Source organism: uncultured Stenotrophomonas sp., assembly GCF_963519125.1.
Lineage (GTDB): Bacteria > Pseudomonadota > Gammaproteobacteria > Xanthomonadales > Xanthomonadaceae > Stenotrophomonas.
In genome coordinates this window covers 34,038-45,742 of record NZ_CAUQLJ010000028.1, presented here as the reverse complement: position 1 = coordinate 45,742, position 11,705 = coordinate 34,038, and the positions used below count along the sequence as shown (strand labels likewise).

General features: G+C 65.6%; 9 protein-coding genes, 6 tRNA genes and 1 pseudogene. 5 read left to right on the top strand and 11 right to left on the bottom strand.

The features are described from left to right. From RYM47_RS17770 to RYM47_RS17735, 8 genes and pseudogenes are all read right to left on the bottom strand, one after another. Nucleotides 1–130 (bottom strand): annotated as a pseudogene (locus RYM47_RS17770) (ATP-dependent Clp protease proteolytic subunit); the annotation flags it as partial. 66 nt (nt 131–196) lie between these two features. Continuing rightward, nucleotides 197–1,492, bottom strand: a complete 1,296-nt coding sequence (gene tig, locus RYM47_RS17765) for a trigger factor (RefSeq protein WP_315389651.1) — start codon at nt 1,490–1,492, stop codon at nt 197–199. A gap of 200 nt (nt 1,493–1,692) precedes the next feature. Beyond that, nucleotides 1,693–1,777: transfer RNA gene (locus tag RYM47_RS17760), tRNA-Leu, on the bottom strand. Between the two features lie 305 nt (nt 1,778–2,082). Further along, nucleotides 2,083–2,158, bottom strand: a tRNA-Lys gene (locus RYM47_RS17755). Nucleotides 2,159–2,316: 158 nt separating this feature from the next. Then, nucleotides 2,317–2,392 (bottom strand) — tRNA-Lys (locus tag RYM47_RS17750). 84 nt (nt 2,393–2,476) lie between these two features. After that, a tRNA-His gene (locus tag RYM47_RS17745) sits at nt 2,477–2,553 on the bottom strand. A 73-nt stretch (nt 2,554–2,626) separates the two neighbouring features. Then, nucleotides 2,627–2,703, bottom strand: a tRNA-Arg gene (locus tag RYM47_RS17740). Nucleotides 2,704–2,742: 39 nt separating this feature from the next. Beyond that, nucleotides 2,743–2,819 (bottom strand) — tRNA-Pro (locus RYM47_RS17735). A gap of 153 nt (nt 2,820–2,972) precedes the next feature. Here RYM47_RS17735 and RYM47_RS17730 point away from each other — a divergent pair. Continuing rightward, nucleotides 2,973–3,731, top strand: coding sequence for a Bax inhibitor-1/YccA family protein (locus RYM47_RS17730; protein WP_315389649.1), 759 nt, complete (start codon nt 2,973–2,975; stop codon nt 3,729–3,731). 72 nt (nt 3,732–3,803) lie between these two features. Here RYM47_RS17730 and RYM47_RS17725 read toward each other — a convergent pair whose 3' ends face one another. The 3 genes from RYM47_RS17725 to grxC all read right to left on the bottom strand — a co-directional run bounded on the left by RYM47_RS17725 (nt 3,804) and on the right by grxC (nt 5,658). Continuing rightward, nucleotides 3,804–4,811 carry an isocitrate dehydrogenase gene (locus RYM47_RS17725; RefSeq protein WP_315389648.1) on the bottom strand — a complete coding sequence of 336 codons (1,008 nt, stop codon included), beginning with the start codon at nt 4,809–4,811 and terminating at the stop codon, nt 3,804–3,806. Between the two features lie 161 nt (nt 4,812–4,972). Continuing rightward, nucleotides 4,973–5,365 carry a carboxymuconolactone decarboxylase family protein gene (locus tag RYM47_RS17720; protein WP_070209465.1) on the bottom strand — a complete coding sequence of 131 codons (393 nt, stop codon included), beginning with the start codon at nt 5,363–5,365 and terminating at the stop codon, nt 4,973–4,975. Continuing rightward, on the bottom strand, nt 5,362–5,658 hold the full coding sequence (grxC, locus tag RYM47_RS17715; RefSeq protein WP_315389644.1) for a glutaredoxin 3: 297 nt from the start codon (nt 5,656–5,658) through the stop codon (nt 5,362–5,364). The genes RYM47_RS17720 and grxC overlap by 4 nt, the downstream gene beginning before the upstream one ends. A gap of 57 nt (nt 5,659–5,715) precedes the next feature. On the opposite strand from grxC, the gene RYM47_RS17710 reads away from it, so the two are divergent. The 4 genes from RYM47_RS17710 (at nt 5,716) to ppk1 (ending at nt 11,665) form a co-directional block, all read left to right on the top strand. Then, entirely contained in the window at nt 5,716–7,407 is a 1,692-nt protein-coding gene (locus RYM47_RS17710; protein WP_315389642.1) for a M48 family metalloprotease, read from the top strand. Nucleotides 7,408–7,542: 135 nt separating this feature from the next. After that, nucleotides 7,543–8,232 (top strand): phosphate regulon transcriptional regulator PhoB, encoded by a 690-nt coding sequence (gene phoB / locus RYM47_RS17705; protein ID WP_068849561.1) that lies wholly within the window; start codon nt 7,543–7,545, stop codon nt 8,230–8,232. A 14-nt stretch (nt 8,233–8,246) separates the two neighbouring features. Then, entirely contained in the window at nt 8,247–9,587 is a 1,341-nt protein-coding gene (phoR, locus tag RYM47_RS17700) for a phosphate regulon sensor histidine kinase PhoR (protein ID WP_315389655.1), read from the top strand. Next, a complete protein-coding gene (gene ppk1, locus RYM47_RS17695) occupies nt 9,584–11,665 on the top strand; it encodes a polyphosphate kinase 1 (protein WP_315389640.1) in 2,082 nt (693 codons plus the stop codon). Before phoR ends, ppk1 begins: the two co-directional genes overlap by 4 nt. Nucleotides 11,666–11,705: the final 40 nt, after the last annotated feature.

Here is an 11,705-nt window from a genome sequence, read left to right as displayed (position 1 = left end):
CGATCGGGCCCACGAGGAAGATCAGGCGCTCCTTCAACAGGCGCGAATAGATGTCATAGGCGCGCTCGCCGCGGCTGGTCTGTTCGACCACCATCGGAACCATGTTCAGGGCTTTGGTTTGGTTGTCCATTTCTGAGGCACCTATTTGGGGGAAAGCACCCCGCGCCAGCGACGCGGGGCATGAAACGCCGCCCGCTTACTGGCGGATGGCGTCCTGGAACGACAGCGACTGCTCGGTGTGCTGGGCGCGCTCGGCGATCCAGTCGATCACCTGCTCTTCCATCACGCGGTTCTGCAGCCCACTCATCAGCTGGGGGTCGTTGCGGTACATCTCAATGACCTGTTCCGGCTCTTCATAGGTGGAAGCAATCAAACGCATGGTTTCGTTCAGGCGCTTCGGGTCCAGGCGCAGGTCGTTGCGGCGGGCCACTTCACCGACCAGCAGGCCGACCAGCACGCGCTTGGCGGCGGCGTCCTTGAAGCCTTCGTGGGCGTCGGCCGGAATTTCGCCCGGGTTGCGGCCGCTGCGACGGATCTGCTCGACCTGCTGGGCCAGCATGGCGCGGGCTTCGTTGTCGACCAGGCGCGGCGGCATTTCCACCGAGGCGTAGGCGGCAATCAGCTGCTCACCGACTTCCTTGCGCAGGCGGTTCATCAGCGCGCCCTTGAGCTCGCGTTCCAGGTTGGCGCGGATGTCGGTGCGGAACTGCTCCACGTCGCCACCCTTCACACCGAAGCTCTTGATGAAGTCGCCGTCGACCTCCGGCAGCACCGGCTCGGACACGTCCACCGCCTTGACGGTGACCTTGACCTGCTTGCCGGCCAGGGCCGGCACGCGCCAGTCGGCCGGGAATTCGACGTCCAGGGTCTTCTCTTCACCCTTGGCCAGGCCGACCAGGCCCTGTTCGATCTGCTCGAACATCATGCCCTGGCCCACCACCACGCTGCCCTTTTCGGTGCCTTCGGCCGGCAGGCGCTCATCGCCGGCCTGCGACCAGGTTTCCAGCGCGACCAGGTCGCCGTCCTGGGCGCCACGGGTCACCGGGCTCCAGCTGCGGCGCTGTTCGCGCAGGTTGGTGATCATCTGGTCGATGTCGGCGTCGTTGATCTCGGCGGTGTGGCGCACCACGGTCAGCTTGGCGACGTCGACGTCGCCGAAGTCCGGCACCAGCTCGACGGTGGCGACGAACGAGAACTCGCCGTCATCGCCCTTGTCGATGCGCGGCGCGCCGGCAATGCGCAGCTCGTGTTCGCGGATGGCCGCGTCGAAGGTTTCGCGCAGCAGGCCGTCGACGGCTTCGCTGCGGACCTGCTGGCCGAAGCGCTGCTCGATCACCTTGGCCGGCACCTTGCCCGGGCGGAAGCCCTTGATGCGTGCGGTACGGGCGATTTCGCCCAGGCGGCCGCTGATATGGGTCTGCAGGCGGTCTTCCGGCAGCGAGAAGGTCAGGCGGCGTTCCAGATTGCCGGTGGATTCGATCGAAGCTTGCATGTTGACTCCTGCCAACCGGTGGGAACGCCCCCGGCACGATGTGATTGGATGAAACGGGTTGGGAACGCGGGTGGTGGATACCCCTTCCCGCCGCAGCCCTGTAGTTTCGCCGATAACGGCCAGCGCCGCCAGCATGTGGCCGGAAGCGTCAATCAAAGGCCTGTTCAGGCAGTCCCCGGCCGGGGCAGATGCCCGGTATCTGGTGCGAAAGGGGGGACTCGAACCCCCACGCCTTGCGGCACTGGAACCTAAATCCAGGGCGTCTACCAATTCCGCCACTTTCGCAGGACGCGCAGTATAGCTGCGGGAGCAGGAATCGCGCGCAAGAAAAAAGCCACCCGGATGACCGGATGGCTTTCGTCTTGGTGGGCTGTCAAGGATTCGAACCTTGGGGAAGCTGCAGCACATTCGCGCCGCAGCCCCACCCGCCGCTTCGCGCCGCGCGGGCCCCATCTCATCAGCACCCACATCCCCGCGCCTTCGGCGCGCCCCCTTGACTCAAGGGGGCTTTTCTCCAGCGGGTCCGCGGAGCATCGGCCCGGATCGCAGGCAAGAAAAAAGCCACCCGGATGACCGGATGGCTTTCGTCTTGGTGGGCTGTCAAGGATTCGAACCTTGGACCTATTGATTAAGAGTCAACTGCTCTACCAACTGAGCTAACAGCCCGAAAATCGGGAGGCGAATTATGACGCAATGCCGCACGGATGCGCAAGTGTTTTTTGAAGACGGTTGCGAAGGTCCCGGTAGAGCCACGCCCTGCGTGGCTGCAATGCCAGGTCGCAGGCAAGAAAAAAGCCACCCGGATGACCGGGTGGCTTCTGTCTTGGTGGGCTGTCAAGGATTCGAACCTTGGACCTATTGATTAAGAGTCAACTGCTCTACCAACTGAGCTAACAGCCCTGAAACTTCAGGCGGCAAGTGTAACGTTTCCGCCTTTTTTTGCAACCCCGATTCACTTTCGGCGAATCGGATACAACCAATCAGTGGGGTGGCTGAGGGGATTCGAACCCCCGACCACCGGAATCACAATCCGGTACTCTAACCAACTGAGCTACAGCCACCACTGAAAACCTTTTAAACGTTTGACGCGCATGGCGCGTCACTACCGCTTACCTATCTGCCGCTTGCGCCAAGTGGCGCGCCCGACAGGAATCGAACCTGTAACCGCCGGCTTAGAAGGCCGGTGCTCTATCCAGTTGAGCTACGGGCGCCCGAACCGGAACGGTGTCCAATCCGACGTGATGTGGGATTGGTCGGGGTAGAGGGATTCGAACCCCCGACATCCTGCTCCCAAAGCAGGCGCGCTACCAGACTGCGCTATACCCCGGTGGTTTCATCCCTCGAGGTTCCCCCCGAAAGAGTCGGCTATTGTGGGAATCGCCGACCGATCTGTCAACGCTTTTCACAGAGTTTTTCACATCCGCTATGCTCGGCACAGTACCGGATGGACCGGAACCCTACCCTTTCAAGGAGATTGGCAATGCGCAGCGGCAACCCCGCACTTTCCGAGTCGACCTTCCTCGACCTGGCCAGTGGCTCGGTCGTGACCTCGCCCGACCAGGCAATGACCATCAACGGCACGGTCAACAAGACCGGCATCCTTCTGTTGCTGACCGTGATCACCGCCGCCTTCGCCTGGAGCCAGACCATCGGCGCCGACGGCCAGATCGCACCGGGCGCGATGATCTACGCCATCGGTGGCGCGATTGGCGGCCTGGTGCTGGCGCTGGTCACGGTGTTCAAGAAGGAATGGTCGCCGGTCACCGCGTCGATGTACGCGCTGGTGGAAGGCTTCTTCCTGGGTGCGATCTCGGCGGTGTTCGAAGCGCGCTTCCCGGGCATCGTGTTCCAGGCGGTACTGCTCACCTTCGGCACCCTGTTCGCACTGCTGGTGGCGTACCGCAGCGGGCTGATCAAGGTTACCGAGAACTTCAAGCTGGGCGTGGTCGCGGCTACCGGTGGCATCGCGCTGCTGTACCTGGCCTCGTTCGTGCTCGGCTTCTTCAACATCAACGTACCGGTGATCCATGAAGCCAGCTGGCTGGGCATCGCCTTCAGCCTGTTCGTCGTCGTGGTGGCCGCGCTGAACCTGGTGCTGGACTTCGACTTCATCGAAAACGGCGCGGCAGCGCGCGCGCCCAAGTACATGGAGTGGTACGGCGCGTTCGGCCTGATGGTCACGCTGGTGTGGCTGTATGTCGAGTTCCTGCGGCTGCTGTCCAAGCTCAACCAGCGTTGATGCGAAACATCAACGCATGAACAAAAAAAGGGCCGCGAAAGCGGCCCTTTTTCTGTTCCGTCGCGCAGCCCGTTACAGGCGGCTGGCGATGGCCTGGGCGAAGCCCATGGTGTTGCCGGTGCCGCCGAGGTCGCCGGTCAGCGAGTCCTTGGCTTCCAGCGTGGCCACGATCGCCTTGCGCAGGCGCTCGGCGTTCTCGGTCTGGCCGACATGGTCCAGCATCTGCGCGGCCGCCAGCAGCAGCGCGCACGGATTGGCCTTGCCCTGCCCGGCGATGTCCGGCGCGGTGCCGTGCACCGCTTCGAAGATCGCCGCGTTCTCACCGATGTTCGCACCCGGAGCCAGGCCCAGGCCGCCGACGAGGCCGGCGCACAGGTCGGAGATGATGTCGCCGAACAGGTTGGTGGTGACGATCACGTCGAACTGTTCCGGACGCATCACCAGCTGCATGCAGCAGTTGTCGACGATCATTTCCTGGAATTCGATGTCCGGGTACTGCGCGGCCACTTCACGGGCGACATTCAGGAACAGGCCCGAGGTCGACTTGATGATGTTGGCCTTGTGCACGGCGGTGACCTTCTTGCGGCCGGTGCTCTTGGCCAGCTCGAAGGCGTAGCGCACGATGCGCTCGGAGCCCTTGCGGGTGATGCGGGTGCCGGAGAACGCGGTTTCGCCGTCGGCCGACACTTCCTGGCCTTCGGCCAGGTAGGCGCCTTCGGTGTTCTCACGCACGGTGATCAGGTCCACGCCGTCGCCGAAGCGCGACTTGGTGTTCGGGAAGGACACCGCCGGACGCACGTTGGCGTACAGGTCGAAGTGGCGACGCAGGCTGACGTTGATCGAGGTGAAGCCGCCACCGACCGGCGTGGTCAGCGGGCTCTTCAGGGCGATCCTGTTGCGGGCGATCGACTCCAGGGTCGAAGCCGGCATCAGGTCGCCATGCTTTTCCAGCGCGACCAGACCCGCATCGGCGTCTTCGTACTCAAAACCGGTGTCCAGCTTGCCGAGCACGAACAGGGTGGCGTCCATGATCTCCGGGCCGATGCCGTCACCGCGGATGACCGTGATTTTCTGCGTCATTTGATCTGTTTCCGAACCGAGGGGGAGCGCCGTCCGCATGGATCCGGAGCAAGGGCGCAAGGGAAGTTTCACCCGCAATTATGCCTTACCCGGCCCGGGGACCCCAAATAGACAAAGGTGGCAGGCGCTGCACCGGCTATCGGCCGGTGCAGCCCGATTCATCAATGCTCGTGGGCGTCCGGGGCGGCCGCGCCACCTTCCAGCTGGTCCAGGAAGTCCACCGCACGGCGCAGGTGCGGGATCACGATGGAGCCGCCGACCACCAGGCCGACCGAGAAGGTCTCGAAGAACTCCTCACGGGTCACGCCGGCGTCCTTGCACTGGGCCACGTGGTAGCTGATGCAGTCGTCGCAGCGCAGCACCATCGAGGCGACCAGGCCCAGCAGCTCCTTGGTCTTCACATCCAGCGCGCCGGCCTGGTAGGTCTGGGTGTCCAGTGCGAAGAAGCGCCGCACGACCTGGTTGGGCTCGCCCAGGATGCGCTGGTTCATGCGCTGGCGGAACTCGGTGAACTCGGCGATCCGGTCCTTGCTGGCGTCGTCGGCAGCGCTCATGCGCCCTCCCCGTTCAGCAATGGCTCAAGCTTTCCGGCCTGGTGCAGCGCCATCATGTCGTCGAAACCGCCCACGTGGGTGTCGCCAATGAAGATCTGCGGCACGCTGGTGCGCTTGGTCTTGGCCATCATCTTCTGGCGCTCTTCCGGGTCCAGGTCGATGCGGACCTCGGTCCACTCCCGGCCCTTGCTCTTCAGGAAGTTCTTGGCCGCCACGCAGTATGGGCAGACCGCGGTCGAATAGATGGTGATGGCGGGGGTCCCACCCGGGTTGGAAGCGACATCTTGGCTCACGGGAAACTCCACAACGGAACGATTGTCTGTATATGGTAGCCCTGCGTCGGATATTCCATGTCATCACCGCAACACAGTGACTCACCCCCCGCTTCTAGGAGTACCCGCTTGCGCCCTCTGCTGCTCTCCGCCGCCCTGACCCTGGCCCTGGCCGCGCCGTGGGCATCGGCCCAGGACAGCAAGCTGCCGGACATCGGTTCGTCGGCCGGCGAGCTGCTGACCCCGGCCCGCCAGGCCGAGTACGGCGGCATGATGCTGCGCGAGCTGCGCAACTACGGCTACCTGCTGGACGACCCGCTGGTGGACGACTGGCTGCAGACCATGGGCGCCCGGCTCGGCTCCAACAGTGCCCAGCCGCGCCAGTCCTACACCTTCTTCATGCTGCGCGACCGCCAGATCAACGCCTTCGCCACCCTCGGCGGCTACGTTGGGGTCAACGCCGGCCTGGTGCTGACCGCCGAGCGCGAGGACGAGGTGGCCGCCGTGCTGTCCCACGAAATCGCCCACGTCACCCAGCAGCACGTCCTGCGCGGGGTGGAACGCGCCCAGCGCGACCAGATCCCGATCCTGCTCGGCATGCTGGCCGCGGTGGTCGCGGCGCAGCAGGTCGGCGGCAATTCCTCCGGCGATGCGACCATGGCCGCGATCACCTCCGGCATGGGGCTGATGCAGCAGCGCCAGATCAACTACACCCGCAGCAACGAGTCCGAGGCCGACCGCCTGGGCATCCGCACCCTGGCCCGCAGCGGCTACGACGTGGACGCGATGGCCGGGTTCTTCGAGCGCATGTCCGCCTCGATGCGCGGCAACGCCGGCGGCTACTCGGTGCCCGACTTCCTGCAGACCCACCCGGTCAACACCACCCGCATCAGCGAAGCCAAGGCCCGCGCCGAACAAATGAAGAAGGACACGGTGCTGCTGACCACCGAAGTCCCCGGCGGGGTCCGTCAGGAACGGGTGAATCCGACCGACCCGTCGCTGTCCGAGCCGGCGGTCCAGCGCAACAACCCGCTGCTGCCGGCGTCGATGCAGTTTTCGGTGAACGCACTCAGCCGCGGCGCCAGCGGCCAGTTCGACTGGGCGCGCGAGCGCCTGCGCGTGCTCAGTGCCGATACCCCCGGCGAACTCTCCACCGAGTACCAGAACCTGCAGCGCGCGCAGAAGAACGGCCTGACCGAGCCGCAGCGCTACGGCCTGGCCCTGGCGCGGCTGCGCAACAGCAACCCCACCGAGGCGCGACGCGACCTGGCCGCACTGCTGCAGGACCATCCGGACAACCTGTGGGTGGCGCTGGCGCTGGGCGAGGCCGAATCGCGCAGTGGCCAGAAATCCGAAGCCAACGCCCGCTTCGATACCCTGCTGCGCCAGCACCCGGGAAGCCGACCGGTGGCGCTCACCTACGCTGAGATCCTGAATGAGCAGGGCGGGCGCGAGGCCGGTCAGCGCGCCCAGGCCATGCTGCGTCCGTTGCTGGCGCAAAGCGGCAACGATCCGGTCTTCCAGCAGCGCTACGCCCGCGCCAGCGAGCTGGCCGGCGACACCCTGCGCGCCAGCGAGGCCTATGCCGAAGCGGCGTTCCTGAACGGCCGGCCTGAGCAGGCCTTGATCCAGCTGCAGGCGCTCAAGAAGCGCCCGGATCTGGACTACGTCGGCCGTGCGCGGGTCGATGCCCGGATCGAGAGCATCACCCCGACCGTCCTGGAGATGCGCCGCCAGGGTATTGATGACCCCGAACTCGAGCGACGGTAGCCCCGGCCGTTGGCCGGACTTCGCAGTCGTAAAGATGACGTGAAGATTGCAGCGCCGTCATCCTGGTCACAAACATGTAACGAAACCGTAGTCTACTGGGCTCAATCCCGGTCTGATGAGCAATACGGTGGGCACGTGCAGAAACGCATCCTGATCGTCGATGACGAACCCGCGATCCGCGAAATGGTCGCCTTCGCCCTGCGCAAGGGCGACTACGACCCCATTCACGCCGGTGACGCCCGCGAGGCGCAGACCGCCATCGCCGACCGCGTGCCGGACCTGATCCTGCTGGACTGGATGCTTCCGGGTACCAGCGGACTGGACCTGGCCCGGCGCTGGCGCAAGGAGGCCCTCACCCGCGAGGTGCCGATCATCATGCTGACCGCGCGCGGCGAAGAAAATGACCGCGTCGGCGGCCTCGAGGCCGGCGTGGACGATTACGTGGTCAAGCCGTTCTCCGCGCGCGAACTGCTGGCGCGGATCCGTGCGGTGATGCGCCGTGCACGCGACGACGATGAGGACGGCAGCGTAGCGGTAGGCAGCATCCGCATCGACGGCGCCGCGCACCGCGTGTTCGCCGGCGACCAGCCGGTCCCGATCGGGCCGACCGAGTACCGCCTGCTGCACTTCTTCATGACCCATCCCGAGCGCGTGTATACCCGCGCCCAGCTGCTCGACCATGTGTGGGGCGGCAGCGTGTACGTGGAAGAACGCACCATCGACGTGCACATCCGGCGCCTGCGCAAGACGCTGGAACCGTTCGGTGCGGAGAACATGGTGCAGACCGTACGCGGCGCGGGGTATCGTTTCTCGACGTCCACGTGAACCGCGAGACCGCAATGCCGCGCCACATCCGTTCTGCCTGGCTGAAAACGCTCGCTACCCTGGCCGTGCTGCTGCTGGCTGCGGTGCTCGTGGGCCTGGCCACCGGGCACGTGTGGATGTGCATCGCGCTGGCCTCGATCGGCGCGCTGGCCTGGCATTACTGGCGGCTGCGCAAGGTGCTGGGCCGGCTCACCGCGCGCCAGCGCTGGGACATGAGCGGCGGCAACGGGGTCTGGAACGAACTGGACCGCCTGCTCTACCGCAACCAGCTGGAAATGCGCACGCGCAAGCGTCGCCTGCTGGACATGCTGCGCAGCTACCGCGCCGCCGCGGCGGCCCTGCCCGATGCGGTGGTGGTGGTGGACCGCAACAGCCAACGCGTGCAGTGGTTCAACGAGTCGGCCACCACCCTGCTCGGCCTGCACCACCCCGGCGATCTCGGCGAGGCGCTGGTCGAACGGCTGCAGCCGATGCCGCTGGCCCACTGGCTGGCCGGTGGCCGCAATGCCGAGCCGATCCTGGACGTGCCTTCGCCGGTCGATCCGGCGATCCGGCTCAACCTTCGCCTGATTCCCTATTCGCCCGACTACTGGCTGCTGATCGCACGCGACGTGAGCAAGCTGCTGCGGCTGGAACAGGTCCGCCGCGACTTCGTGGCCAACGTTTCGCATGAACTGCGTACACCGCTCACCGTCGTTCACGGCTACCTGGACATGATGGAGCCGGAAGATTTCCCCGGCACCGGCCCTATGCTGGAAGAAATGCGCAAGCAGTCGCAGCGCATGGCCCAGCTGGTCGAAGACCTGTTGACCCTGTCGCGGCTGGAATCGCAGGAACATACCGAAGAAGAAACCGTGGCGATGGCGCCGATGCTGGCCACGCTGCGCCGCGAGGCCGAAGCGCACAGCCAGGGCCGCCATACGATCAGCGTGATCGACAACGCCGGGGTGGATCTGCAGGGCTCGAACAAGGAACTGCACAGCGCGTTTTCCAACCTGGTCACCAACGCGGTGCGCTATACCCCGGCCGGTGGCCGGGTCGAGGTGGAACTGGCCCGCGAAGGCCAGGGCGTGGTGCTGGCGGTGCGCGACACCGGCTACGGCATTCCCTCCACCCACCTGCCGCGCCTCACCGAACGCTTCTACCGGGTCTCCAGCAGCCGTTCGCGCGAAAGCGGCGGCACCGGGCTGGGCCTGTCGATCGTCAAACACATTCTTGGCCTGCACCACGCCCGCCTGGAGATCCAGAGCGAAGTCGGCAAGGGCAGCACGTTCTCGTGCCATTTCGATGCCGACCACGTGCGCGAACGCACCGACGCGGCCCTCCTTCCTTCAGCAGAAGACTTTTCCGCATGAGCAGCCTCGTTCCCATCGCCGTGCCGGCGGAAACCGATGACCTGCGCGACCCTGCGCTGTACATCAACCGCGAGCTGTCGCAGCTGGACTTCAACTTCCGGGTGCTGGCCCAGGCCATGGACCCGCAGGTGCCGGTGCTGGAGCGGCTGCGTTTCATGTGCATTTCGTGCACCAACCTGGACGAGTTCTTCGAGATCCGCGCCGCTGCAGTGCGCCATGCGCAGGAATTCGGCCTGCCGCCCGCACCGGACGGCATGACCCCGCAGGCGATTCTGAACGCCATCCATGACCGCGCTGCCGAGCTGGTGGACCAGCAGTACCGTTGCTGGAACGACACCCTGCGCCCGGCACTGCACGAGGCCGGCATCGACGTGCTCGGGCGGCATTCCTGGAACCACCGCCAGAAGCGCTGGCTGCGCGCATATTTCCGCAACGAGATCATGCCGGTGCTGTCGCCGCTGGGCCTGGACCCGGTGCATCCGTTCCCGAAGATCCTCAACAAGTCGCTGAACATCGTGGTGGTGCTGAAGGGCACCGACGCGTTCGGCCGCGCCGGCCACCTGGCCATCGTGCGCGCACCCCGCTCGCTGCCGCGCATCATCCAGTTGCCGCAGACGCTGGGTGGACCGCAGACCTTCGTGTTCCTGTCCTCGGTGCTGTCGACCTTCGTTGGCGAGATGTTCCCGGGCATGGAAGTCCAGGGCGCCTACCAGTTCCGCGTGACCCGCAATTCGGAACTGGTGGTGGACGAGGAAGAAGTCGAAAACCTTGCCCTGGCACTGCGCGACGAACTGGTCGACCGTGGCTACCGGCCGGCGGTGCGGCTGGAGATCGCGCAGGACTGCCCGCGCGACATCGTGCGCACCCTGCTGCAGAACTTCGGCCTGACCGAGAACGCGGTGTACCAGATCGACGGCCCGGTCAACCTCAACCGGGTGATCCAGCTGTATGACCTGCTGGCGCGGCCGGAGTTGAAATACCCGCCGATGAGCCCCCGCAACCTGCGCGACAGCGACGGCATCTTCGAGGTCGTGGCGCGCAAGGACGTGCTGCTGCACCACCCCTTCGATTCCTTCACCGCCGTGCTGGACCTGATCAAGCAGGCGGCCGTCGACCCGAACGTGCTGGCGATCAAGCAGACCCTGTACCGCACCGGCAAGGATTCCCTGATCGTCGACGCGCTGATCCTGGCCGCACGCAACGGCAAGGACGTCACCGTGGTGGTCGAGCTGCGCGCGCGTTTCGACGAAGAAGCGAACCTGGGCCTGGCCGACCGCCTGCAGGAAGCCGGCGTGCAGGTGGTGTACGGCGTGGTCGGTTACAAGACGCACGCCAAGATGCTGCTGATCGTGCGCCGCGAAGGCCGCAAGCTGCGCCGTTACGTGCACCTGGGTACCGGCAATTACCACAGCGGTACCGCGCGCGCGTATACCGACCTGAGCCTGATCACGGCCGATGCGGACATCGGCAATGACGTGCACCTGTTGTTCCAGCAGTTGTCAGGGCTGGCGCCGCGGACCCGCCTCAAGCGCCTGCTGCAGTCGCCGTTCACCCTGCACGACGGCCTGCTGCAGCGGATCGAACGCGAAATGCACCTGGCCCACAAGGGTCGCCCCGGGCGCATCATCGCCAAGATGAACGCCCTCAACGAGCCGCAGGTGGTGCGGGCGCTGTATGCCGCCTCGCAGGCCGGCGTGCAGATCGACCTGATCGTGCGTGGCGCCTGCACGCTGCGCCCGGGCGTGCCCGGGGTCTCGGACAACATCCGGGTGCGCTCGATCGTCGGCCGCTTCCTGGAACACAGTCGGGTCTACTGGTTCGGCAACGACGGCGCCGCCGAGCTTTACTGCGCCAGCGCCGACTGGCTGGAACGCAACCTGCTGCGCCGGGTCGAGACCTGCTTCCCGATCCTGGATCCGGAGCTGGCCCGCAAGGTCTACCGCGACGTGCTGCAGAACTACCTGGACGACAACCTCAACGCCTGGGAGCTGCAGGCCGACGGCACCTACCGGAAGTGCGCGCCCGGCCACGACGAGCCCCCGCATTCGGCACAGATGGCATTGATGGCCGGGTTGTAACCCGGCCATCAGTACCGTGTGAAACATGCGGTGACGCCGC